The sequence below is a fragment of the Streptomyces sp. R-74717 genome, assembly GCF_047305335.1.
Classification (GTDB): domain Bacteria; phylum Actinomycetota; class Actinomycetes; order Streptomycetales; family Streptomycetaceae; genus Streptomyces; species Streptomyces atratus.
Genome location: NZ_CP102361.1, coordinates 688,360 through 711,663, shown reverse-complemented (window position 1 = coordinate 711,663; position 23,304 = coordinate 688,360). Strand labels below are relative to the sequence as shown.

Genomic DNA, 23,304 nt, shown 5'->3' with positions numbered 1-23,304 from the left:
AGGCGCCGTCCACCGCGCCCACGTGCGGGTTGTCAGTCCTGGCCGAGGAGCTGAAGCTCCCAGGCCAGGCTGGTGCCGAAGCTGCCGCCGTGGTCGAACATGATCTGGCTCACGCCGGGGACGGTCGCCTCGCGCGCCCAGTCGCGCTGCCATTCCGAGATGACGGTCCCGGCGGTCATCGGGATGACGCCCGCCTGGATCATGCGCTGGACTCCGCGCTCATGCGCCTCGACCGTCGTCGCGCCGGACGCGTCCGTCACCGCGTAGACCCGGTAGCCGTCGGCCATGGCGTGGATCGCCGGGAAGGCGAGGCAGATGTCCGTCCACAGGCCGGCTATGACGAGATCCTTGCGGCCGGTGGCGGCGACGGCATCCACCACCCGCTGGTCCTCCCAGGTGTTGATCGTGGTGCGGTCGATCGGCTTCTGGTCGGGGAACACGTCCTGGATCTGCCGGATGATCCGGCCGCCGCGGTCCTCGACGACCGTGCTCAGGATCGTCGGTACGTCGAACAGCTTGGCGCCCTTCGCGAGGGCGGTGACGTTGTTGACCACGAGGTTGGGGTCCATGCTGTGCATCCCGGCGAACTGCGCGCCCTGGTGGTCGATCAGCAGGAGAACCGACCTTTCGGGAGCGAGCAGTGCGTCCAGGCCGATGTAGTTGACGCCGTTGGCTGCCATGTATGAGTCTCCGGTATCGATGGTTCCCGAGAGGCCGATCGGCCCTCGCCGAACCGAAGCTCCCATCGCGGCGGGCGGCCTCGCATCGGCGATGGCTACTTAGACTCGTGTTACGTACTCGCCCCGGTCCGGCGCGACCGGGTTCCGCCGCGGCTGGAACTCCTGCTCGTTCCGCACACCTCTGGTTTCCAGGTCGTCACAGGTGTCCGTAAATGTGTAACGGCGCTTGCCGTAGGGGGTGGCCACCGAGGACGTACGCGTGGACCGCTTCCACGTAGTCCGACGCAGCGACAGTTGTGCTCCCCGCGCCGTCACGCGGCCCTGGCCGCGCCGAATTCCCTTGGTGCACCGGAGACCGCCGCAGACGTGCGGTCCACCCAGCCTCTTGTCGTCGCGCAGCCCGTGTCACGGCCGGGCGCAGCTGCACCGACCCAAGGGATGGGATCCATGCTCGCGGGGGACTGCCAGGATCAACCAGCCCCGGGGAATCGGGCGGCGTCCGGTCCATTGCCACGCACGCAGGCTGGTTGGCGACTGCGGTGCTCAGTGGGCGAGACGTATCTGTTCAGTCGATGATCCCGATGGCTTCGACCTCGACCAGATGGTCGGGTACGTCCAGTGCTGCTACGCCGATCAGTGTGCCCGGCGCCTTCGGGGTGATCCCCAGCTTTGCGGAGGCCCGGGCGATTCCCTCGAGGACCAGGGGCATCTTGTCGGGGGTCCAGTCGACAACGTAGACAGTCAATTTTGCCACGTCGTCGAAGGAAGCGCCGACCTCGGCCAGTGCGGTGCCGACGTTGAGGTAGCTGCGCTCGACTTGAGCGGCGAGGTCACCTTCGCCGACCGTGCCCCCCTCGGCGTCCCATGAGACCTGCCCGGCGACGAAAACCAGCTTCGACCCGGTCGCGATCGACACCTGCCGGTACACCGGGATCTCCGGCAATCCGCTGGGGTTCACCAGGGTGATGGTCATGCTGCCTGCCTTCTGTCGTGAACGTCTGTGGGCTCGAGTCCCTATCAAGACGTATTCGGTCACTTGTAGTTACTAAGAAACTGTAGGAGAGTGGCCGCTGACATGGAAGAACGCACTTTTCGGTGACTGGGGAACCTGATGGTGACCAAGCAGTTCAGTGGCTCGCCCGACGATGCGGACCTGAGGCGCGCGGACTCTCTGGCGCGGGAGATCTTCTCGGACGTCGCCAACAAGTGGGCGCTCCTGATCATCGAGGCTCTGGGCGACGGCACCCTGCGCTTCAGCGAGCTGCGTAACGAGATCGAAGGCATTAGTCACAAGATGCTCACCCAGAACCTGCGCATGCTGGAGCGCTATGGCCTGATCGAACGGACGGTGCACCCCGTAGTGCCGCCGCGGGTCGAGTACACCCTCACCGAGCCGGGCCAGGCCCTGCGGGAGACGATCGACGGACTGTGCGACTGGACCCACCGGTACCTGGGCCATATCGAGGCCGCCCGCAGTCACTTCGACGCCTGACGGCTGGACCACTCGCACGCGCAGCCGTCGGAGGTGTCTCCCTTGGACGGGGGTATTTCGTGGGGCCGGCAGTCAATGATGCTCACGATGGCGAACCAGCGTGCTCAGGCAGAGTGAGGTTGCCGTGTGCGCGGGCGACGGCGTCGGCTGCCCTGTGGACGATGTCGAGGTGGGGGCGGTGCCGGCCGCACGCTCAGGGAGTGCTCCTCGACCGGGTTGCCCCCTTCATGCGCAGCACCTTCATCGCGTCCGGATGCCGGCGTGCTCGACACTGCGGAGCTCTCCGTCCAGGCGGGGGTGGAACTGCCCTACCCTCTCCCGGCCGGCTTCCATGAAAGCTGGTTACCCGAGCCCGCTCGCGATCCCGGCAGGGGCCCCTCGAACCCTGTTCAAGGTCTACCCTGAATGCATCACCGATGGGAAGAATGGGGACTCCAACTGCCAGGCGGAGCACGGCTTATGACAGGTCGCCACGGAGGCGTTCGGAGACATGGCAGCCCTTGAACCGCCCACGGGGCCCACGGACGAGGTACTCACCCGCAGGGCCCAGGCCGGCGAGGCCGGAGCCCTCGGGCTGCTTCTGGCCCGCCATCAGGCGCCGATGCGCGCGGTGGCGCTGAGTCTGCTCGGCTCTTGCCCCGATGTGGAAGACGCGGTGCAGGAGGCCGCTTGGTCGACCTCTCTGATCACGGGCTGGAGGAGCTGCTGGAGACCACTGAAGCTGGTCTGGGCCTCGAACTGCACCGCTGTCGCGTGCCAGGCGGGCATGCCCGCGTCCGCCGCCCGGGACGCCGCCGCAGCGAGCAGTGCGGTCTTCCCCACCCCAGGATCCCCGGAGATCAGCAGGGTACCGCCGACGGCGGACGTGCCCGCGAGGAAGGAGTCGATGCGCCGAAGGTCGGCCTCTCGGCCCACCAGTGTCTCGTCGGGATCACGGGGAACGCTCGCTCCTTGCCGGTCTCCTGGGGGGTGCGGTCCGTCGGAGCGGAACACCGTGCGGCTCATTCTGCGCTCCTGCTGTGTTCGGACCGGGTTGCTGCGGTTTCACCCGTCTTTGGTACGAGCGGGCCGTGCGTGAGGGGCGTACCGAAGCGGGCCTGGCGCGCGTTCGGCGTGTGTGTGGCCACGAACTGCTCGATGGTCTCGGAGAAGAGGCAGGGCTCCTCGATGTGCGCGAAGTGCCCGCTGTGCTCGAAGATCACAAGTTCGGAATGAGGGATCAGGGTGTGCAGCTCCTCGGCCCAGCGCACCCCGCAGATGAAATCGTGGCGCCCGACCAAGACGAGGGCGGGTGCCTTGAGCGCGGCCAGCCGGCCACGATCGTCGACGGTCTCGGGGACGCCCTGATCGTCCTCGGCACGGACGTACGTCGCGCTCGCGCGGGATCGGAACGCGGCGTACTCCTGCTCCCGGCCCCAGAAGTCGGCGAAGTACGCCGGCATCACGCCACGCACTACCTGGGTGATCTCGTGGTTGCTTGCGCCTTCCGGCGCGGACTGCAGGGAGGCGATGACCGACGCCAACTCGGGTTGATCGGCATGACGGGCAGCGAACTCCTGAACGTTCGTCATGGCTTCGGCCACGTGCTCGGCGCCAGTGACGGGGGCGCTCTCGTACAGGATCACGCTCGCCGCACGCGGGCCGGCACAGGGCGTAGTACTGGACGATGAAGCCGCCGTGCGAGTGACCCAACAGATGCACCTTGGGGACGCCGAGGTGCTCGATGATGGCGTGAAGGCAGCGGCTGTAACGGGATCGGATGTACCCACTGGGGTGAGTGGGGAGCCTTCCGGATTCGCCGGTGCCGATCGGCTCCACGTACACCATCGTCAGGTGCCGCTCCAGCTCCGGCATGCGCAGGTACTCCCATGAGATGCCGGGTCCGCCGGAGTGGGCGAGGCACACGGGACCGGTGCCGTGCACGTGGTACCGCTGAACAGTGCCGCCGATGTCAATGCTGTGGGTGCCGGTGCCCAGCGGGCCGGTGTGGTGCGTAGGCGACATGGAAGTTCCTCCGGTCGAGTGGTTGGCACCGACAAGATGCAGCCCGGCTCCAGAGGTTCGACCCATCCAATGTGTCCTGCGTCACATTGGCGTCGAGGTGGCGACTTGATCCTTTCGTGGTGCAAGGGGCGGGCAGACACCGGCCGGCAACGAGGTGGACGGCGTGCTGGCGAACCCCGCCTGTGAAGTCCTGATCCATGGCGCGGACCAGCATGTCGCGACTGCGTAGATGAGCCTGGGTGAGCCGCTTTTCAGGCAGCCGAACCGTCGCAGATGGGTCACCTTCACCGGGCACTTCAGCAGGCGGGTCTATTGAGACACCACGCCTCCAGCGCGCATGTCATCGCCCATGAGCTTCCCCGTCGGCAACGCGTCGTGCAACTGGTCTCGACCCGCCTACTCACTTTGAGGCGCGGCTCTGGCCATGGCGTCGCGCCAGTGCCACGGGAAAATACGAGCGCGACCCGTCAGCGACACCGGCGGGCGTTGAGCCGGGCGGCCTGGCGCATCAGGTGGTCGCGCTCGGCGAGGTTGGGTGCCTTTTGGGCCGCCTCGGCGTACAGCCGTGCCGCCGTCGCCAGGTCGCCGTCGCGCTCGTGGAGGTACGCCGCCACCGCGGCGTGGCGGGGGATGGGGTCTCCCCTGCTCGAGCGAAGCCGAGAGCTTGGGGAAGAGTCGTCCAGCGCCGCGAGCGCCGCCAGGCCGGCGCGCGGTCCGTCGGCCTCGCCGACGGCCACCGCGCGGTTGAGCCGGACGACCGGGCTGTCGGTCAGGCGCGCGAGCTCGTCGTACCACTCGACGATCTGCACCCAGTCGGTCTCCTCGGCGGTGGGCGCGTCGGCGTGGAGTGCCGCGATGGCCGCCTGGGCCTGGAACTCGCCCAGCCGGTCGCGGGCGAGGGCCGCCTGCAGGATCCCGACGCCCTCGGCGATCGACTCGGTGTCCCACCGGCCGCGGTCCTGCTCGGCGAGCGGCACCAGGCTGCCGTCGGGCGCGGTCCGGGCGGCGCGCCGGGCGTGGTGGAGCAGCATGAGGGCGAGCAGCCCAGCCACCTCGGGGTGGTCGACCTGGGCCGCGAGCTGCCGGGTGAGCCGGATGGCCTCGGCGGCGAGGTCGACGTCGCCCGAGTAGCCCTCGTTGAAGACCAGGTAGAGGACGCGCAGCACGGTGGCGACGTCGCCGGGCTGGTCGAACCTTCCCCGAGCTCTCGGCTTCTTCCCCAAGCTCTCAACTTCGTTCGAGCAGGGGAGACCCCATTGAGCAGGGGATACCCCATTGCCGGAGACGGTGCGCTTGGCCCGGCTGATGCGCTGCGCCATGGTCGCCTCGGGCACCAGGTAGGCCTGGGCGATCTGGCGGGTGGTCAGCCCGCCGACGGCGCGCAGTGTGAGCGCGACCGCGGACGACGGCGTCAGCGACGGGTGTGCGCACAGGAAGTAGAGCTGGAGCGTGTCGTCCACCGCGGGCGCGGGCCCGGGCGCCGGCTCCTCGTCGACGAGGTCCTCACGCCGCCGGCGGGCTGCGTCCGCCCGGGTCGCGTCGAGGAACCGGCGCCAGGCCACGGTGACCAGCCAGCCCTTCGCATCCCGCGGCAGGCCGGCCAGACGCGGACCGCCTCGACCAGCGCGTCCTGTACGGCGTCCTCGGCCGCCGCGAAGTCGGCTCCGCGGCGGACGAGGATGGCGATGACGCTGGGTGTGAGGCTCCGGAGCAGGAGCTCGTTCATCTGGGAGGTCACTCCGTGATGGTGGGCGGTGCGGCCAGGAACGGGCGCAGCTCGAGCCACTCGTGGATCGGCTTCCCGCCTGCCCCGGGGGCGGCCGACAGTTCTCCGGCCAGTTCGATGGCGCGCTCGTAGCTGTCGACGTCGATCACCATCCAGCCGGCGATGAGGTCCTTGGTCTCGGCGAACGGGCCGTCGGTGACCGGTGGGCGGCCCTCGCCGTCGTACCGGACGAACGTCCCCTCGGGGGCGAGCGCCTGACCGTCGACGAACTCGCCGGTCCCCTCGAGCCGGGCCGCGAAGTCCTGCATGTACTGCATGTGTGCCGAGATCTCCTCCGGCGTCCACTGGTCCATGGGCACGTCGTTGACCGCAGCCGGGGCGCCGCGGTAGTGCTTGAGCAGCAAGTACTTGGCCATCGTGTTTCTCCTCGGTGCTGGTGCGACCCATTCTGGTCGCGTTCACTGCGGGGACGGAGCCAGTCACGGGTTCTCGACATCGCCGTGCGAAAACGCCGTCCGTTTTTTTGGCTCTCGTAGATGGGCCTGGGTGAGTCGACTCGCGGGCCGGGACATCCGCCCGGATGTCCGCCCAGGCATGCCACGAGGTCGATCAATACCACGCACGGTAGCCATGGTGTCGCCCTGCGCGGGGGGCGTGTTGATCATTCCGGCCCCACACCCTCCGGGGTTGTCCGGTTTCAATGAGGTGCTCAACATGGCGGTTGAGCAGGGGTATTTCGCAGAGAACCCTCTCAACGGTCCCCGGCGGAACGCTCCTGCTGTCAACGAAGAAGTGGATCCGGCTGCAGTTCCACACCGGGCCAAGTCGCCCGGCTGCTCACGGGCGTGGCGCAGCAGCGTGGGAGTGGTCCCCGCTCGGAGGCGTTCTTCGTCGCGCAGTGTCCTGAACAGTCCCGAACACCTCTGGCCGTTGTCACCGACCGCAGTCCGGCGAAGACTCTGTGGTGCCCCGGCCGACCCGGACACCTGGTCGGCCGACCGGTGGGGCGCATCCCGCACCGCAGGGAGGACCGCCACGTGCGGTCCGGCGCCCCGGCGCAATCGCCACAGAAGACCCGACGGAAGGAACATCACACCATGAAGACCGTACGTGGACTGGCCGACCGCATGCTGGAACGCCTGGTGCCGCAGGAGACGGTGAGCGCGTGCACCGGCTACTGGATTCCCCGGTGCATCAACGGCTCGTGCGCCAACTACAGCAACTACACGCAGCGCGTCTGGTCCTGCAACCTCGACAGGCGCGAGTTCCTGTACTGCGGCTGCTCGTAAGCCGAGGCCTGCCCCGACTCCGTGAACCCCTGCGGAGGCACAGGGCAGTCGCCTCCCCTCGGCGTCCTGGCGCCGTCACCTGCCGCCACCGCCGAGGGGACCGCTCCACCTCGGGCACCTTGCACACACGTCTCGTGGCCCGGCCCGCGCCAGGGCCGGGCCACGGATCTCTCCCCGGGAGACCCAGTGGAATTCGTCTCGGCGTTGAACCAGGCCTCGCTCGTCCTCGTCTTCGCAGCAGCTGTCCTCGGCAAGATCAGGAACGCGGCGTCGTTCCTCGCGTTCAAGCACGCCGTGGCGACACTGGGCCGGGTACCCGCCGCACGGGTGGGTGTCCTCGCGGCGGGAGTCGTCTTCGCGGAAGCGACGACCGTGCTGCTCCTGGCCGTTCCGTGGCCGCACGGCGACCGGCTGCCAGCGGTGATCGGTCTCCTGACGGCGATCGGCCTGCTGGCCTCGTTCACCTACGCCGTCGCCCGCGCCCTGCACGCCGGAACACGCGTGGCCTGCCGGTGCTTCGGCACCTCGGCCGGCCCCGTCGGACCGCCCCAACTCGTACGCAACGCCGTGCTCCTCGTGGTCGCGGTGGTGGCCGTCCCCGGAGTGGCGGAGAGCGGATACCTCTCCTGGCAGGCTCGGTTCGCCGCCTGGCTGTGCGGCGCGACGGCCGCTCTCGTTCTGGTGGTCGGAGACGAACTGGTGGCGCTGCTGCGGCCCGTCCCCACCGCCCCGACCCGTACGAGCATCTGATCCCTCTACCGAGAAGAGGCCGACCATGGTCTACCTGGCCATAGCCCTCGTGGTTGTCGCCGCGCTCTGCGCACTGGACCTCATGCTGACGCTCGCGGTCCTCCGCCGGCTCCGGGACCGGCCCTCCGCCGTCCCGGTACTCACCGAGGAGGGCGGCATCTCCGTAGGCGCGGTCGTGGAACCCTTCAGCACCCGGTGCTCCGAGGGCGTGCGGCTCACGGAACGCGATCTCACCGACGGCGCCGTGGTGTCGTTCTTCACGCCGGGCTGCCAACCGTGCCGGGACAAGCTGCCCCGCTTCGTCGAGAAGGCCACCGCACTCCAAGGCCGCCGCCAGGTGGTCGCCGTCGTGGTGTCGGGCAGCGGCGAGCAGCAGCACGAGGAAGAGGCCCGGGAGATGACCGAGCAACTCGCGTCCGTGGCGCGGGTTGTACGGGAGGAATCCGACGGCCCCTGCACGACCGCGTTCGGAGTCAGCGCCTTCCCCTCCCAGTTCGCCGTCTCGGCTCCGGACGGGGAACCGCCCACGGTAGCCGCCGTCGGGGACTCGGTCCTCACCGTCGTACCGGCCGGGCGGGCATGAGCCCCGCCCGGGGGACCGCTGCGCCGCCCCGCACGGCGCCGCTCCACCGCGCCGTGATGCCGGCCCTCGGTCTTGCCGTCCGTGCCGCTCCCGTCATGATGACCGGATTTCTGGCAGTGACCCTGGTCGCCGCCGCAGCACCCGTGGTGGTCACCTGGCTGGTCAAGGACATCCTGGACGGGCTCGCGGCAGGCACCGGCGTACGAGAGGTCTTCGCCCCTGCTTTCTCACTGGCTGTCGTCGGCGCGGTGATGGCCTGCGCCCCCCAGCTCACCGGCTACCTCCAGGCCAGGATGACGCGCGCGACCAGCCTTCTCGTCCAGGAACGACTGCATGCCTCCGTCGACGGCTTCGTGGGACTGCGCCGCTTCGAGAACCCGGAGTTCCTGGACCAACTCAGGCTGGCGCAGCACGCCGGCGGGCTCGCCCCCTTCCAGGTGGTCCAGGGGGTGGCGGGCATCGTCCGCAGCTCCGTCCTCCTCTTCGGTTTCATCGGTTCCCTCGCGGTCCTGCATCCGCTGCTCGCCGTCGTCGTGTCGCTGTCCGGCGCCCCCGTGCTCTGGGCGGAGGTCATGCTCAGCCGCCGGCGTGCCGCCACCTTCTGGGAGATCAGCCCCACCGAGCGCCGGGAGCTCTTCTACGCAGCCCTGTTGTCGAGCGTGGAGGCCGCGAAGGAGATCCGGCTCTACGCCGCGGGGCGCTTCCTGCGGGAGCGTTTGCTGGCCGAGCGCCGCAAGGCCGACGCTCTCCGGGAGCTGATGGACCGCAGCGAGCTGCGCGTGCAGTCGTCCTTGCAGGTCGCCGCCTCCGTCCTGGCGGGGGCCGCGCTGCTGTGGGCGGTCGAGTCCGCCGCACGAGGAACCATGACGGTCGGCGACGTCTCACTGCTGCTGGCCGCCATCCCCGCCGTCCAGAGCGGCATCGGCGGACTGGCCAGTGAGACCGGGCAGGCGCACCACTCCCTGATGATGTTCGATCACTACGTCACCGTGGTGGGGCTCGGCCCCGACCTCCCCACCCCTCGTCGCCCCACCCCGGTCCCGCCCCTGCGTGACGCCATCGAATTGCGGGACGTGTGGTTCCGCTACGAGGAGGGGATGCCCTGGGTGCTGCGCGGCGTCGACCTGCGGATCGAGGCTGGGAAGGCCCTGGCGCTCGTGGGGGTCAACGGCTCGGGGAAGTCGACGCTGGTGAAGCTGGTGTGCCGGTTCTACGACCCCACCCGCGGCCGCATCCTCTGGGACGGCACCGACCTTCGCGACATGGAGCCGACGGAGCTCCGGCGACGCATCGCGGCCACCTTCCAGGATCCGATGCGTTACGAACTCACCGTCCGGGAGAACATCGGCATCGGCGACCTGAGCGCCCTCGACGCACCCGGCCGGTGCGAGAAGGCGGCACGGCTGGCGGGCCTGCACGAGGACATCGCACGGCTGCCGCACGGATACTCCACCCTTCTCAGCCGCACGTTCTGGGCCGAGGACGACAACGCATCCGGCGTTCAGCTGTCCGGGGGGCAGTGGCAGCGGATGGGCCTCGCGCGGTCGTTCCTGCGCGCGGACGCGGACCTGCTGATCCTCGATGAACCCAGTTCCGGCCTGGACCCGGCCGCCGAGTACGAGATCCACACCCGGCTGCGGGCCCGCCGGGTCGGACACACCAGCGTACTGATCTCACACCGGCTCGGCGCGGTCAAGGACGCCGACACCATCGCGGTCCTGGAAGGCGGGCGGATCACCGAACTCGGCGACCACGCACACCTTCTGGGCCGCGGCGGCACCTATCACCGGCTGTTCACGCTCCAGTCCCGTGGCTACCGCGAGCGGACGGATGACACCGCAGGTGAGGAGGCGGACGTGACACACCCCCTCTCCCTGCCCGGCCCGGGCTCGTGAGGCGGCCGGTGAAGGGGCGCTCCGTGTGCGCGGCGGCGGTGACCGTCACCGCGCTTGCAGCCCTGGTCCCGGCGGCGGCGTTCCTGATCCGCCGTCGCTGCACCCTGCTCGACGTCAGCGGCTCCAGCATGCTCCCCACCTACCGCGACGGGGATCGGCTCCTGGCGCTCAGGGTGCCGGCACGCCTGGTGCGCCGGGGAGCGGTCGTCGCGATCCGGATGCGAGCGGCGGCCGACCCGGCCGGCGCGGACGAGGAGGACATCACCCCCGGAGACCCCCTACCCACCTCCATGATCAAACGCGTCGCCGCCCTTCCCGGAGACCGGATGCCGGGGCCACCCTCCTCAACGGACATCGTCCCGGACCGGCATGTGTTCGTTGTGGGCGACAACCACGAGGCCAGTTACGACTCCCGCCATACCGGGCCGGTGCCGGTCGACCTGCTCACCGCGGTGGTCCTCTGCCGGATCCGCCGCGCCACCACGCGGATCGCGGACCACAGTGCGAGGTGAGGCCGCCGCCCGCCGCCCGCCGCTCGGGGAGGGATCACGGGCCCGAGCCGCCCTGGGTCGTCCGCGCCGCCGCCGCCGCGTCGCGAGCCTGAGCCGCGGCCACATGGTCACCGGCCAGCGTATGGGCCTTCGCCAGGGTTTCGAGGCCGGTGGCCAGCCACGCCCGGGCGCCGATGTGCCGCCACAGCCCGACGGCGGCCTCGGCACGTCGACGGGCCTGCTCCGGACGGCCGACCGACAGCTGAGCCTCCGCCAGCGCGTACAGCGTGGCCGCCTCACCCCACAGGTTGCCGAATTCGCGATACGTCCACAGACTCCGGGCCAGCAGCCGGCGGCCTTCGCGAGGGGCACCCTGGCGCACCAGGACGTCCCCGAGCCAGCAGGTCGCGTGGGTGGCGCCGAGCCGGTCGCCGAGGTCCTCACTGATCGCGGCGGCCAGCCGGAAGGAGTCGGCGGCAGGGGCGTACGCGCCGAGGGCGCGATGGCTCTGCCCCAGACACCGCAGGGCCTGTGCCTCGCCGGGCCGATAGCTCTCGCTCCGGCTCACCCGCAGACACTCCGTGAAGCGCTCCATGGCCGCCTCGACACGGCCATGCTCGAGGTCGATGACGCCGATGCCGTTGGTCGCGTACACGAGACAGTTGACGTTGCCGGCTGCCCGGGCCAGTTCGGCGGCCTCTTCGAACCGCAGCACGGCCGCGGCGTACTGGCCGAGGAGCCGGTGCACGTACGCGAGCCCGGCCGTGGCACTGGCCCGGTACGACGGCCCCAGCCCCTCGGCCAGAAGCAGGGCCTGCTCGAAGTGGGCCAGCGCCTCCGGATAGCGATCGAGAATGGTGGTGAGTTCGCCGAGGCAGCGGTGGAGCTGAGAGGCGCTGCGCTTGTCGCCGACGTGCAGCGCCGCCTTCAACGACCGCTCCTGCAGCCGCTCCCAGTCGTCGAAGTGACTGCCGACCTGGAAGAGCGTCGTCAACGCGGTGGCCAGCCCGGCCGCCGGTGCGATGTCCGCTCTGTCCAGCGCCTGGTCCGCCACGCTGATGAGGAACTGGCGTTCCTCGGTGAACCAGGCCAGGGGAGTGACGAGGAGCTGGTCCGTGTCCGTGGAGGAGAGCTGCCAGGAGACCAGATCGGTCTGGGAGACGCCTTGGAAGTCGACGCTGAGCGTGTCCGCGGCGAGGTCGGCGAGGTGGAGGCTCATGCCGAGGAGCCGGGTGAGGGCCGTGGCGTGCTCCTGCTGGCCGACCTCGCTCCGGGCCCGCTCGCGGCCGAGCACCCGCACCAGGTCGTGCAGTTGATAGCGGAACCCCGTCGCGCCGACGGCCCGGACCCTGACGAGATGTACCTCCACCAGGTCATCGAGAACGTTCTCCGCTTCGGACAGGCCCACGCCCAGTAAGGCGGCCAGGGCCCAGGCACCGAAGTCGGCCATGGGCAGCAGCGAGAGCAGGCGCAGCGCGTGCTGTGTCGTCGGGGCCATTCCCCGGTAGGTCAGTTCGAGGCTCGCCCTTACGGCGATGTGCCCGACGGCCAGCTCGTCGAGCTTGCGCTGCTCGTCGGCGAGCGCCCGGGCGACCTTTTCCAGCGGCCAGTGCGGCCGCGCGGCCAGGCGGGCCCCGGCGACCCATACCGCGAGGGGAAGCCCGCCGCAGGTTTCGACGATGGAGCGCGCCGAGCCGGACTCCGCGGCGGTCCGGTCGGGGCCCAGCATCTCGCGCAGAAGGGCCAGTCCTGTCGCGGAGTCGAGTACGCCGAGGGGAAGCCGGTGCCCGCTCATGTCGGCCAGCGTGGTCCGGCTGGTGACGACGGCGGCGCATCGTGCGCCGTTGGGAAGGAGGTCGCTCACCTGCCGGGCATCGGCCGCGTTGTCCAGGACGATCAGCGTCTGTCGCTGGGCCAGCAGGGTGCGGTAGAGATGGATGCGGCTGGTCATTTCTGGGGGCACGGCGCCTCCGCGTACGCCGAGCGCGCGGAGGAACGCCCCCAGGACCGTGAACGGCTCGGCCGGTTCGTCATCGAACCCCCGCAGGTCCACGTACAGCTGGCCGTCCGGGAAGCGTGAGGCCAGCAGGTGCCCCACGCGTACGGCGAAGGCCGTCTTGCCGACACCGGCAGGGCCGGTGACCAACAGGATCACCGGCCCCGGTCCCTCCCGGTCCAGCACCCGACATGCCGTGCTCAACTCGTCCTGCCGACCCACGAACAGGGACTGGTCCGCCGGCAGCAGGCAGGGCACGAGCTGCCGGCCGGTCCCCCCGCCGTCATCCTCGTCACCGCGCCCGGTGGCGAGGCCCGGCAGCCCCTGGGATGACCAGGGCATGTCCTCCGCTCGTGCAGAGCTCTCCCGCTGGGCCAGCGTCGCACGCACCTCGACCCATTCCTTCACCGTCGCCGGGTCACCGCCGCACGCCCGGACCAGTGCCGCCACCACGTCCGCTCTCGGTAGCGATCCCCGGCTGAGCGCGCTCGCCAGGGTGCTCACCGGCAAGTGGTCGCCTACCTTTCGAGCCTTGCGCTCCAATGCCCGGTAAGAGAGGCCGGACCGGTTTTTCGCGGTACGCAGCAGGGCGACGAACTCGGCGGCAGTCCGGGCGCTGCTGGGCATGGGTAACGGCGTAGTCACAAAGGGGCATGCTACCCATTCCGGTGAACGCCCGACCAGCCTGCGATATCGGCCAGACACGCGTCCCGCACGTCACTCGTGCCGCGACTCCTCGCAGGTTGCGGGCGCGTGGAATGCGCGGCGGATTGCCCGGTGGGCGCTCTGCGCGGCGGGTTCGTGAGGTGCGTGAACGCGACAGAGGCAATGCGTATACGGCGCGGTATCGGCCATTCCCGGAGCGCAATTTCCCTGAGGGGCCCGCGTCTTCACCGAACTGCCGTCGGAGTTCATCCGCGTTGCTTTCTTCGACGCCGAGAGCCGCCGCACGGTGCCCATGTATTGATCAGAAACTCAAATGGTTCTCTTCGAGGGCGCAGGGGACGTGGGGGCCGCCGAAGCAGCCGCGGACGATGTGGGGCTGGCGTTGGCGGCGGTGGAAGAACCTGCGGGTCTCGGCGGCGAGCTGGGCCTGGTCGCGGGCCCGGCTGCTCGGGCAGGGGCAGCAACCGGCGGCCTGCCGAACAGGCCTGAGCGGCGATCATCGCCCCCAGCTCGTCCCCGCCGCCGTCCCATGTGACTGCGTCGGCCACGCGCTCGACCAGGTCGAAGGCGTCCCAAGCGGCGGCCAGGACACCGGAGAGTTCGGCCGGCGCCAGAGCAGCCTCCAGCCCTCGATCGGTGTGGGTGTCGTCCTGCGCCCTGCCCCCCGTAGTGGGTCTCGCTGTGATCGTTCCACCACGTACCGAAGCGGACCAAATGCGCTGTGGACATGAGTTGACCTGTGGACAGCCGGTGCCGTCGGCGGTATCCGCGTCGCATCGATCGACAACCTCGCCAAGCGCAAGACGGACGAGGCCACACTCACCCGGCGAGGTGTCTATCGTGAAATAAAGGGCAATATGCCCAAGCCGGACATCCTCTGAATCGGCGGCAGAACCCAGGAGTTGAGCCAGAACTCATTCTGCCGGTGCAGGGAACCGGAAGAGGCTGTAGATCAGCACCGCGCACCCGAAGATATAGACGTATGCACCGGGGCCGAGGATATCGAGCTGCCCCTCGGCGTTCAGGGTAGTGACCATCCATACGATCAGCCCGGTGCTGATGATGGTGGTGACAGTGTGCAGCTGGCGGGGCCAGCGCGGCACGGGAGCAACGGGGGTGCGGCGCGACATGTACACCGCTGTCGCGCAGGTGCTGGCACTGAGCGCAGCGGCCAAGGCGAATGGCCAGGAGTCATCGGCCAGGTGGGTCAGAGCGGCTTCTCCATCCATGGCGGGCAAGACCATGGCGAGTGCCAGGGCCGCGATGGCAATCCAGAAGGGGAGAGCGGTGCGGGGGCGTGCTGGGGGGAGTGCAGTCGCGGCCGGTGTGGCCGGAGTAGCCGGGGCCTTCACGGTAACGGGCGGCGGAGCGGAGGCGGGTTGTGGCTGGCTGGTTGGGGCCATCGAGGCGGGGGCGGTGACCGTGATGGGGAGCGCCCGGGCGACCGGGGTGGGTATCCAGGTGGCAGTCTGGGAGGTGACATCGGCAGGCGGGTGGTGCTCGGTGGGTACCAGAGCGAGTTCCTCGATGAGCGCGGTCACTGTCGGGCGTTGTTCAGGGTTCTTTGCCAGGCAGCGCGTGATGATCTCCAGGCCCGGCGACGGCAGTTCGGTGAGGTCCGGTTCCTCGTATGCGATACGGAAGTTGAGCGCCTGTGCTGAGCCGGCGCCGAAGGGACCTGTGCCTGTGGCTGCGTAGGTCAGTACTGCGCCGAGGGCGAACACGTCGGTGGCCGGCGTGACGGGGTTGCCGGTGAGCTGTTCGGGGGCCATGAAGCCGGGGGTGCCCACGATCATTCCGGTGCGGGTGAGCGCGGTGTCCTCGGCCGCTACGGAGATTCCGAAGTCGACCACCCGCGGGCCGTCCGGCGCGATGAGGATGTTCGAGGGCTTGAGATCCCGGTGGACCAGGTCGGCCGCGTGGACGGCTTCCAGTGCCTCGGCCAGGCCCGCGCCCAGCGCCCGCACCGAGTCCACCGGCCAGGGGCCGTGCGCTGCGACGGCCTCGTCCAGCGGCATGCCGGGTACGTAGGCGGTGGCGAGCCATGGGGTCGAGCTGTCGGGGGCGGCGTCGACCACGGCGGCTGTGAAGAAGCCGGTGACCCTCCGGGCCGCCGACACCTCGCGGGCAAACCTGCGGCGGAAGCCAGGGTCCTGGGCAAGTTCCGTCCGCACCACCTTCACCGCTACCAGCCGCCCGCTAGGCGAATGCCCCAGGTATACACAGCCCATCCCCCCGGCGCCCAGCCGCCCGGTGATCCGGTACCGCCCTACCTGTCGCGGATCAGCGGGTTGCAGCTCGTCCACCAAAATCTCCCCTCGTCCAACGCCGCGCACGTCCCGTGATTACACACCACCCACGCTTGTACACGCAGCTGGCGCTTCACACCTGAGGACATCGCGCAGCCCGACTACGCCTCCGGCTGGCCACCTGGCCGGTGCAGGGCCTGGTGGAGGCAGCAGCCACAGCCAGTGCGAGAGCCAAGTGGCCCTGTGCGCCCCCTTCCGCTGCGAACTGCTGCTCCAGTTCCTGGCGGTGCCAGAGGGTAGTGAGAATTGCGGCGTGGGGCTGTAGTCGGTGCCGAGGCACGCCCAGCGGCCGCCGACGAGGGCGGCGTCCAGGTCAGGCACGGGAAGGCCGGCTGGGGGGCCTGTTCGGCGCGCAGCGCGCCGAAGACGATCGAGTAGCGGCGGGACATGGTGGAGAAGCGGCCGCGAAAGCAGACGCGTGCGCCCACTTCCAGAGCTTGACGTCGGCGAACTCTCACCCGGACGATGACGAATGACGGCACCCCAGTGCGGAATCACGGGCTTCAGAAGCGAAGAGCTGCTCGGATGGTTGTTGTATTGCGACGATGGGCCCCCTCCGAGGCCATCTCGATACACCGCCCACAAGCCCAGCGTTGGTCACCACCCGGGCGAGGCATGGGCGTAGCCGCACCGCTCCGCCTCGGCCTGGTCGGCGATGACCCGCGTGGTGAAGCCGACACCGCCCAGCCCCACCTCAGTCAGAGCGTGGCGCAGCCGGTCGACGGCGGTCTTCTCGTTCGGGCAGTCCGGCACGACCAGCACCTCGATGTCCACGCCGCCGGCATCGCGCACCAGTGCCGGGTGGACCGGCCGGGTGGTCAGGCCGCCTGGACGTAGGCGAAACGGCCGAAACATCGCGCGAGTGGGTGATTGGGGCGGGCCGGGCGGGAAACCGTGTCCGGAAGGTCTGCGTGCAATGTCGAGGGACGGAGAACAGGTGATGGTCACCACGACGGGCACAGCCCGGGCGGCTACGGCGGCGCCGAACAGTCTCCAGCTGCCGGGAATCATCCTCGGGGTGGGGCTCGGCGGGTTCGTCGACGGCATCCTGCTGCACCAGCTCCTCCAGTGGCACCACATGCTCACCAGCACCAACCACGACCACATCGGCGTGAAGTACTACAACCCGCACACGGTGTCCGGGCTGGAGATGAACACCGTCTGGGACGGCATCTTCCACGCCGTGTGCTGGATCGCCGTTCTGACGGGCCTGGCCGTCTTGTACTCCCGGGTCACCCACAACCGGCGCGCGGTGTGGACCTCTCGGGTCCTGTGGGGCTGGATCCTGGCCGGCTGGGGCCTGTTCAACCTGGTCGAGGGCCTGCTGGACCACCAGATCCTAGGCATCCACCACGTCCACGGCGGCCCCTACCAGGCATGGTGGGACGCCGGCTTCCTCGTCCTGGGCGGTCTGCTCCTGATCGGCGGCTATCTGCTCCAGCGCAGCGGTCGGCCTTTCGACCCGACCACTCCGCGCGGCGCCGAGCGGACCGGGGGCCGCGCCTGATGGACGGTATGCACCCCGTGGGGCACCACGGCGATGGCGGTGACGGCCTCCTCGGGGCGATAGTGACGGTGCTGGTCCTGCTCTCCGCGGCCGGCGGCTACTTGCTCGCGGCGGGCCGGGCCCGACGCCGCAACTCCGCGCAGGGCTGGAACGCCTGGCGGTCGACGTCGTTCCTCGCCGGACTGGCCCTTCTCGGCGTCGCGCTGCTGCCGCCGCTGGGGCCGGCCGCGCACACCGACTTCCGCGGGCACATGGCCCAGCACATGCTCATCGGCATGTACACGCCGCTGGCGCTGGTGCTGGCCGCGCCGGTCACCCTCCTCCTGCGCACCCTGCCGCCCGCCCGCGCCCGGCGGGTGACGGCAGTGCTGCACAGCCTGCCCGCCCGGGTGCTGGCCCACCCCGCGGTCGCCCTGTTGCTGAGCACCGGCACTCTAGGGGTGCTGTACTTCACGCCGCTGTACAACACCGCCATGGCCCACCCCGCGGGGCACTGGCTGATGGACGTGCACTTCCTGGCGTCCGGGTGCCTGTTCGCCTACGTCATCGCCGGCCCCGACCCCGCGCCCAACCGGCCCGGCGTGCGGGCCCGCCTGGTCTACCTGGGCATCGCGATCGCCGCGCACGCCCTGATCGCCCAGGCCATGTACGGCGGGTTCTTCGTCGACATCCACGCCCCCATCGAACAGGTCCAGCAAAGCGCGGAGATCATGTACTACGGCGGGGACATCGCCGAACTCCTGCTGGCCGCCGCACTGGTGTCCACCTGGCGGCCCGAGCGCCGCACCACGGGGGCCATGCTGCCCGAGCGCCCGAAGGCAAGTGCGGCAACACCGCACTGAGCGCACGATACGCAGGAGCCGCAGAGTGATTCCGAGCTGTACCCTCTCGGCCGTACACGTCGGTCCGACCTTCTGACACCTCTGCCGGCCCGTCCCGACTCAGCGCACTCCGCCGCTCGGGCCACCAAATCGCGCACCCCCGGAATACTGCTTCTCCACCAGTACGCTACAGCCGCGCCCACCCGTGGCATCGCCTGCGCCGTGGCCGGCCATGCTTGGGGCATCGCATCGATCTCTGTTCTGCGAGGGCTCGGTACCCGAAGGCCGTGACGACTCTGAGGAGCGTTTCGTCCCGGCAGAGGTGTTTGATTAGGCCAAGGCTCTGCGATCGCCAACCTGGACGTGCCGCCGGCCACCGTGCGGATCGTCGCGGCCGAGCTCATTGTGCTCGGCCGCGACCGGCAGATGTACAAGTGGGAACCGGCCGCACAAATGCAGTTTGGCCGGCGCTCTGCGGAGGTCCAGCACGCGGTGCTGGCGCGGCAGCACCGGGCGGGCACCACGCGGGGTCAGACGGCGTCAGTCAGAGCCATCTCGTACAGGCTCTGCACGTTGAGGGAACGAAGGAGCGGCCCCAGCAAGCGTCTGGTCACCGAACCGGGGGCGCTCGTGAGCTCGGCCCGGGGCGCGCCGGTGGCCTCCCGGTAGGTGTCCTTGCTGTACTGCGGGTTGTTGTCGATGTACACCCAGCTCTGGTGCCGGAGGTGACTGGCGTGGCCGCGCAGCCGGTTGGCGCCGATGGCGAAGGACCAGCTGGCTCCCAGTGAACCCTTCTCGGTAACGTCTTGTGGCAGTTTGTGGTCGTTCAGGTGGTACGGCCGTGTTCGAGCTGGAGCAGGACGAGGGCGGCGCGGGCGATGCGGGTGATGGCGGCGGGGTCGAGGCTGACCCTGCGCAAGGCCTTGAAGGTGACCTTGGGCGACCAGGTGACAGCCCACGTGGTTCTCTTCACTGTCGATGCGCATGAGCGGCGTAGCGCCCAAGGCGGTGAGGTCCAGTGTCCTGACCCCTCCCTCGGGAAAAGGTGAGATATGCGAGCGTGAGTGGGTGAGTGAGACGACGACTGAAACCCTGCAGTAGCGCTTTGACGGGCCAGAAGACGCACCGATCCTGGTCTTGGGCCCCTCTCTTGGTACTTCATGGCACAGGTCATTGCGACTCTCCAGGGCCGTCCGGCCGATCCAGGACGAGCACTTCATGCCAGGTCAGGGCCTCATGGTCTGGGGAACTCCGCACAGTCGGTGAGACCTGTGCGAGAGCGCGTGAGACGACGAAGCCCCGCCCGGTTTGCTGGAAGACCACGTTGGGCGCTGACGGGGAGCCGACCGGCGGCCGTCAGGGAGGCGCGCGCATAGGCCCCGAGCTCCAGCAGAAGGTCATACGCGCCCTCGCCCCCGCACTGAAGAAGGCGAAGAGAGCCCTCCGGTCGGCAGGGATCTTCTCCGGCAAGAACAAGCGCGCCGCAGCCCAGAAACGGCTGTGATACACGTTGCCCGCCCCGTCCCGCGCGCCACCGTGGCGCTCACCCGGCGCCGTTCGACCAGACCTGACGGGCGCCCACCCACGTGGCGCGCACCGGAACGGCCGCGAGGGCGTCGGGGGCGGTGGTGAACAGGTCCTGGCCGAGCACGGTGAAGTCAGCCAGGTATCCGGGAGCGATGCGGCCCTTGAGGTGGGACTCGCCTGTGGCGCGCGCGGAGCCGACGGTGTAGACGCCTAGAGCCTCACGGACCGTCAGGGCCCGGTCGGATCCGAGGACATCGCCCTCGCTGGTGCGTCGGGTCACCATCGTCTGGAGGGCGAGCAGCGGCTCAAGGGGACCTGCCGGGTGGTCGGACGAGCCCGCGACGACGACGCCGGCGTCCAGAAAGGAGCGGTGGTCACTGACCCGTGCGGCGCGCGCGTCACCGTAGTAGCGGCGCAGTTTGGAGCCGTGCCCGTGGACGAATGCGCCGAACGGCACAGGGGTGACCTCTGCGGCGCGGATCCGCTGGACCAGCTTGTCGTCGACGAGGGAGCAGTGCTCGATGCGGTGGTTGATCCGCTGCTCGGGGTGGGCGGCGCGGGCCGCCTCGATGGCGTCGAGGACGTGGGAGACGGCCAGGTCGCCGTTGGCATGCACGCCAACGCGCAGGCCTGCCGCGTGCAGGGCGAGAACTGCGTCGGCGAGCTCGGCCTCGTCCAGGAGCTGGATTCCGTTGTCGGAACCGGTCTCGGCCGGGTAGGGGTCGCGGCACAGGCAGGTGCCCCCGGCCAGCGCGCCATCCATGATGATCTTGGCGCCGACGATGCGCAGCCACTCGTCGCCGAATCCGGCGTGCAGGCCCGCGTGGCGCAGGGCGTCCACGTAGCGATGCCACAGGAGGGCGCCCACCCGCATCGTCAGGCGGCCGCGCTCGCGCATGTGCTGATACGTGCGCAGTGCGGCCGGGGTGGTCACGGCGTCGCAGACGGAGGTGACGCCGGCCGCGTGGTAGGCGGTGAAGACGTCGGCCAGCGGTTCGAGCAGGGCCTCGGGCGCTTCCTGAGGTAGCAGGGCGGGTTCGCCGGAGGCGCGGTAGAGCTGGTCGAACCAGGTCCGCTCGTAGAGCCAGCCGTCCAGTCGGCCCGTCGTGTCGCGGCCCAGGTCGCCGCCGGTCTGGGGGCCGCTGCCGTCGTGCAGACCAGTCAGCATCAGGGCCGCGGAACCGGCGACCGCCATGTGAAACGAGAAGTGGATCACCAGGACCGGGTGGCGGGTGGTGATCGCGTCGAGCGCGGTTCGGTCGAGGCGGCCGTCGGGGTCGGTGGCGGGGTTGTAGCCCTGGGCGACGATCCATCGGCCCGGCTCGGTGGCGGCCACTCGCGCCGCGAGCCGCTCCCGGGGGGTTCCGGCGCCCGCGCCCAGGTCGAGGCGGAGAGCGGCGTTGGCCACCTCTATGGGGTGGCAGTGCGCGTCGTGGAAGCCGGGCACCAGGTGGGCGTCGCCCAGATCGACGGTCTCGGCGCCCGGCAGTGCCGTGTACGCCTCGGCTGCCTCGCCGACTGCGGCGATCCGCTCGCCGACGGTGGCGAGGACCTGGGTGTCGGCCTCGCCGTCCAGGGTGGTGATGCGGCGGGCCCGGACGATGCGAACAGGCGTGGGAGGGGCGACGGGGCCGTGCTGCCTGTTGGTCGCGGCGGTCATACGTTCGGTCTCCTTCTTGTTTCTTGTTCCCGTGCGGCTGGACATGTCTACGAGGACTGCGGCCGGACGGGAACGAGGGGGCGGTGCGGTGGTGTGGCGACGTCCGGCGGACGGTCGCTGGTGACGGTGTGTCTTCGGGAAGGGACTGCAAGGTCAGCGCGCGGGTGTCGGGGCCGGCGCCGGGGCCTCCCGCTCCTCCTCGGCGGCACGGCTGCTCCGCAGGCGCGAGACCGCCTCGGTCACCACTGCCACCAGGACGTTGACCGCCAGGGAGATGAGACCGTGGCTGACCGGACCGTCGTAGATGCCGCCGAAGGTCAGCCAGATGAGGACGGTCTCGCCGGCGACGATGCCCGCCCCCGCCGACGGTGCGCGTAGCAACGGACGCCTGGTCAGGGCGGCGGCCGTCGCCGGGGCCATCTGGGCGAGGCCGCTGTAGGTGAGCAGGAGCAGGTTGGCGAGAGCATCAGGCCGGGCGATACCCAGGACGAGGGCGACCCCGACACCGGCCACCACAGTGGTGTGGTTGACGATGAGCGCGCGACGGCGGTCCTGTACGCGCAGCACATTGCGGGCCACCATGGTCGACATGCCGAGCACGATGGCGGCGGCCGGGACCATGGCAGTGGCGGCCGCTGCGACGGCCACGACGCCCACGAGCCAAGCGGGCAGTGCCTGGGAGACCAGGGTGAGCAGGACTCCGTTGTTCCCGTTCACGGGAGCCGAGAGCGCGGTGATCGCGACAAAGCCTACGATGATCGGGATGGCCTGGGTAGCGCCGTAGACGGGCATCCAGATGCTGTTCTTACGCAGGGCGCGCTCGGAGTCGGCGGCCATGACCGCGGGCCAGCCGTGAGGCATCGTCATGAACAGCACGCTGAACAGACTGGTCAGCATCGCGGTGAAGAACCAGACGGTGCCGTGCGGGCCACTGTGCGGGACACTGAGCAACTCACTGTGGTGGGCGCGCAGTTCACCGCCGAGGCTGCCGAGCCCGCCATGAAAGTGGGCGGGGACAGCGACGAGCAGGACGATCAGGACGACCAACATCAGGGCGTCCTTGAAGTACGCGGTCCTCGCGACACCGTGGATGCCGGACCACAACACGAAGGCAACGATGAGCACCGAGGCGAGGATCATCGCGGGGGTGCCGACGTTGTCCTTGCCGGTGGCGAGTTCGACGACCAGGCCGAGTCCGGTGATCTGCAGTTGCAGATAGGGCAGCAGGAAGAGCACGCCGAAGACAGCGGTAACGGTGCCGAGCAGGGGGCTGCGGTAGCGATCGGCGAAGAAGTCACCTTGCGTGACATGGCCGCGTTCGCGCCCGATGCGCCACACGATCGGACTGACGACGTATAGGCCGACGTAGGCGATGGGCAGGTACGGCAGGGCGTAGACGACCGCGACACCGGAGCTGAAGGCGAGGCCCGCGAGGCCCAGGAACGTGAAGGTCGTGTAGATCTCCCCAGCCTGCAGGAACCAGGTGGTCAGGGCGCCGAAGTTACGGCCTCCGACGCTCCACTCCTCAAGATTCGCGGCGGGCTTGCGACGGCCCATCATGCCGAGTAGGCCGATGACGACTATGCCGACGACGCAGACGACAAGGACGGTGCTCATCGGCGCTCCTCCTGGAGGTTTTGGCGGCCGGCAGCGAGCGCAGTGCGGCGCCGCTCGACGAAGGCGAGGGCGGGGGTCAGGGCGAGGACCCAGACGATGGACCAGACCAGCAGGGACGGCATGCCGAACCACAAGTGCGGTCCGTTGACGAAAGGCAGCCAGACAGCTGACAGCAGGGCCACTACAGGCACGGCGGTCAGCAACCACGGAAGGCGCATGGCGAACTCCGAGACATGTCGCGAGTCGGTGGTCGGCTGCCGAGAGACGGACAGCCACCGCGGCGGACGGCCG

General features: G+C 69.7%; 21 protein-coding genes and 3 pseudogenes. 9 read left to right on the top strand and 15 right to left on the bottom strand.

Translation table 11 applies throughout. The features are described 5' to 3' along the window. Nucleotides 1–32 precede the first annotated feature (32 nt). Together NRF20_RS03375 and NRF20_RS03370 are read right to left on the bottom strand one after the other, a co-directional pair. Nucleotides 33–680 (bottom strand): hydrolase, encoded by a 648-nt coding sequence (locus NRF20_RS03375; RefSeq protein WP_266354835.1) that lies wholly within the window; start codon nucleotides 678–680, stop codon nucleotides 33–35. A 565-nt stretch (nucleotides 681–1,245) separates the two neighbouring features. Next, the gene (locus NRF20_RS03370; RefSeq protein WP_398631942.1) at nucleotides 1,246–1,653 is read right to left on the bottom strand and encodes a RidA family protein; all 408 of its coding nucleotides are present in this window, start codon (nucleotides 1,651–1,653) and stop codon (nucleotides 1,246–1,248) included. 138 nt (nucleotides 1,654–1,791) lie between these two features. On the opposite strand from NRF20_RS03370, the gene NRF20_RS03365 reads away from it, so the two are divergent. Then, nucleotides 1,792–2,172 (top strand): winged helix-turn-helix transcriptional regulator, encoded by a 381-nt coding sequence (locus tag NRF20_RS03365; RefSeq protein ID WP_266354833.1) that lies wholly within the window; start codon nucleotides 1,792–1,794, stop codon nucleotides 2,170–2,172. A 591-nt stretch (nucleotides 2,173–2,763) separates the two neighbouring features. Here NRF20_RS03365 and NRF20_RS03360 read toward each other — a convergent pair. The 5 genes and pseudogenes from NRF20_RS03360 to NRF20_RS03340 all read right to left on the bottom strand — a co-directional run bounded on the left by NRF20_RS03360 (nucleotide 2,764) and on the right by NRF20_RS03340 (nucleotide 6,318). Beyond that, nucleotides 2,764–3,177 carry an AAA family ATPase gene (locus NRF20_RS03360; protein WP_413751965.1) on the bottom strand — a complete coding sequence of 138 codons (414 nt, stop codon included), beginning with the start codon at nucleotides 3,175–3,177 and terminating at the stop codon, nucleotides 2,764–2,766. After that, complete coding sequence (locus NRF20_RS03355) at nucleotides 3,174–3,797, bottom strand: alpha/beta fold hydrolase (protein WP_398631940.1); 624 nt, start codon at nucleotides 3,795–3,797, stop codon at nucleotides 3,174–3,176. Before NRF20_RS03355 ends, NRF20_RS03360 begins: the two co-directional genes overlap by 4 nt. Nucleotides 3,798–3,879: 82 nt before the next feature. Beyond that, a pseudogene (locus tag NRF20_RS03350) lies at nucleotides 3,880–4,026 on the bottom strand (alpha/beta hydrolase); the annotation flags it as partial. Nucleotides 4,027–4,643: 617 nt separating this feature from the next. Beyond that, nucleotides 4,644–5,902: pseudogene (locus NRF20_RS03345) on the bottom strand (RNA polymerase sigma factor). Nucleotides 5,903–5,910: 8 nt separating this feature from the next. Then, on the bottom strand, nucleotides 5,911–6,318 hold the full coding sequence (locus NRF20_RS03340; protein ID WP_413751964.1) for a YciI family protein: 408 nt from the start codon (nucleotides 6,316–6,318) through the stop codon (nucleotides 5,911–5,913). A 681-nt stretch (nucleotides 6,319–6,999) separates the two neighbouring features. Here NRF20_RS03340 and NRF20_RS03335 point away from each other — a divergent pair. The 5 genes from NRF20_RS03335 to NRF20_RS03315 all read left to right on the top strand — a co-directional run bounded on the left by NRF20_RS03335 (nucleotide 7,000) and on the right by NRF20_RS03315 (nucleotide 10,931). Then, nucleotides 7,000–7,191, top strand: a complete 192-nt coding sequence (locus NRF20_RS03335; protein WP_398634642.1) for a hypothetical protein — start codon at nucleotides 7,000–7,002, stop codon at nucleotides 7,189–7,191. 186 nt (nucleotides 7,192–7,377) lie between these two features. Then, nucleotides 7,378–7,941: a MauE/DoxX family redox-associated membrane protein gene (locus NRF20_RS03330; RefSeq protein WP_413751963.1), complete on the top strand. Its 564-nt coding sequence runs from the start codon at nucleotides 7,378–7,380 to the stop codon at nucleotides 7,939–7,941. Nucleotides 7,942–7,966: 25 nt separating this feature from the next. Continuing rightward, the gene (locus NRF20_RS03325; RefSeq protein WP_398634644.1) at nucleotides 7,967–8,524 is read left to right on the top strand and encodes a redoxin domain-containing protein; all 558 of its coding nucleotides are present in this window, start codon (nucleotides 7,967–7,969) and stop codon (nucleotides 8,522–8,524) included. Further along, on the top strand, nucleotides 8,521–10,419 hold the full coding sequence (locus NRF20_RS03320; RefSeq protein WP_413751962.1) for an ABC transporter ATP-binding protein: 1,899 nt from the start codon (nucleotides 8,521–8,523) through the stop codon (nucleotides 10,417–10,419). The genes NRF20_RS03325 and NRF20_RS03320 overlap by 4 nt, the downstream gene beginning before the upstream one ends. Before the next feature lie 8 nt (nucleotides 10,420–10,427). Further along, on the top strand, nucleotides 10,428–10,931 hold the full coding sequence (locus tag NRF20_RS03315) for a S26 family signal peptidase (RefSeq protein ID WP_413751961.1): 504 nt from the start codon (nucleotides 10,428–10,430) through the stop codon (nucleotides 10,929–10,931). A gap of 34 nt (nucleotides 10,932–10,965) precedes the next feature. Here NRF20_RS03315 and NRF20_RS03310 read toward each other — a convergent pair whose 3' ends face one another. The 3 genes from NRF20_RS03310 to NRF20_RS03300 form a co-directional block, all read right to left on the bottom strand. After that, nucleotides 10,966–13,533 (bottom strand): ATP-binding protein, encoded by a 2,568-nt coding sequence (locus NRF20_RS03310; RefSeq protein ID WP_398634647.1) that lies wholly within the window; start codon nucleotides 13,531–13,533, stop codon nucleotides 10,966–10,968. A 953-nt stretch (nucleotides 13,534–14,486) separates the two neighbouring features. Continuing rightward, on the bottom strand, nucleotides 14,487–15,878 hold the full coding sequence (locus NRF20_RS03305) for a serine/threonine-protein kinase (protein WP_413751960.1): 1,392 nt from the start codon (nucleotides 15,876–15,878) through the stop codon (nucleotides 14,487–14,489). A gap of 600 nt (nucleotides 15,879–16,478) precedes the next feature. Further along, nucleotides 16,479–16,673, bottom strand: a complete 195-nt coding sequence (locus NRF20_RS03300; protein ID WP_413751959.1) for a hypothetical protein — start codon at nucleotides 16,671–16,673, stop codon at nucleotides 16,479–16,481. 148 nt (nucleotides 16,674–16,821) lie between these two features. Between NRF20_RS03300 and NRF20_RS03295 the strand changes: the two genes are divergently transcribed. After that, nucleotides 16,822–17,388, top strand: coding sequence for a DUF2243 domain-containing protein (locus NRF20_RS03295; protein WP_413754514.1), 567 nt, complete (start codon nucleotides 16,822–16,824; stop codon nucleotides 17,386–17,388). Next, nucleotides 17,388–18,230, top strand: a complete 843-nt coding sequence (locus tag NRF20_RS03290; protein WP_413751958.1) for a cytochrome c oxidase assembly protein — start codon at nucleotides 17,388–17,390, stop codon at nucleotides 18,228–18,230. The genes NRF20_RS03295 and NRF20_RS03290 overlap by 1 nt, the downstream gene beginning before the upstream one ends. A gap of 509 nt (nucleotides 18,231–18,739) precedes the next feature. Here the strand turns inward: NRF20_RS03290 and NRF20_RS03285 are convergent. Together NRF20_RS03285 and NRF20_RS03280 are read right to left on the bottom strand one after the other, a co-directional pair. Next, the gene (locus NRF20_RS03285) at nucleotides 18,740–18,916 is read right to left on the bottom strand and encodes a hypothetical protein (protein ID WP_398634651.1); all 177 of its coding nucleotides are present in this window, start codon (nucleotides 18,914–18,916) and stop codon (nucleotides 18,740–18,742) included. Nucleotides 18,917–19,035: 119 nt separating this feature from the next. Beyond that, nucleotides 19,036–19,146 (bottom strand): annotated as a pseudogene (locus tag NRF20_RS03280) (IS5/IS1182 family transposase); the annotation flags it as partial. 387 nt (nucleotides 19,147–19,533) lie between these two features. On the opposite strand from NRF20_RS03280, the gene NRF20_RS03275 reads away from it, so the two are divergent. Further along, nucleotides 19,534–19,713 carry a hypothetical protein gene (locus NRF20_RS03275; RefSeq protein ID WP_398634660.1) on the top strand — a complete coding sequence of 60 codons (180 nt, stop codon included), beginning with the start codon at nucleotides 19,534–19,536 and terminating at the stop codon, nucleotides 19,711–19,713. A gap of 39 nt (nucleotides 19,714–19,752) precedes the next feature. On the opposite strand, the gene NRF20_RS03270 is transcribed toward NRF20_RS03275, so the two are convergent. From NRF20_RS03270 to NRF20_RS03260, 3 genes are all read right to left on the bottom strand, one after another. Further along, nucleotides 19,753–21,396: an amidohydrolase gene (locus NRF20_RS03270; RefSeq protein WP_398634652.1), complete on the bottom strand. Its 1,644-nt coding sequence runs from the start codon at nucleotides 21,394–21,396 to the stop codon at nucleotides 19,753–19,755. Nucleotides 21,397–21,549: 153 nt separating this feature from the next. Beyond that, nucleotides 21,550–23,013 carry a sodium:solute symporter family protein gene (locus NRF20_RS03265; protein ID WP_266354812.1) on the bottom strand — a complete coding sequence of 488 codons (1,464 nt, stop codon included), beginning with the start codon at nucleotides 23,011–23,013 and terminating at the stop codon, nucleotides 21,550–21,552. Next, nucleotides 23,010–23,231, bottom strand: coding sequence for a hypothetical protein (locus NRF20_RS03260; RefSeq protein WP_398634653.1), 222 nt, complete (start codon nucleotides 23,229–23,231; stop codon nucleotides 23,010–23,012). Before NRF20_RS03260 ends, NRF20_RS03265 begins: the two co-directional genes overlap by 4 nt. Nucleotides 23,232–23,304: the final 73 nt, after the last annotated feature.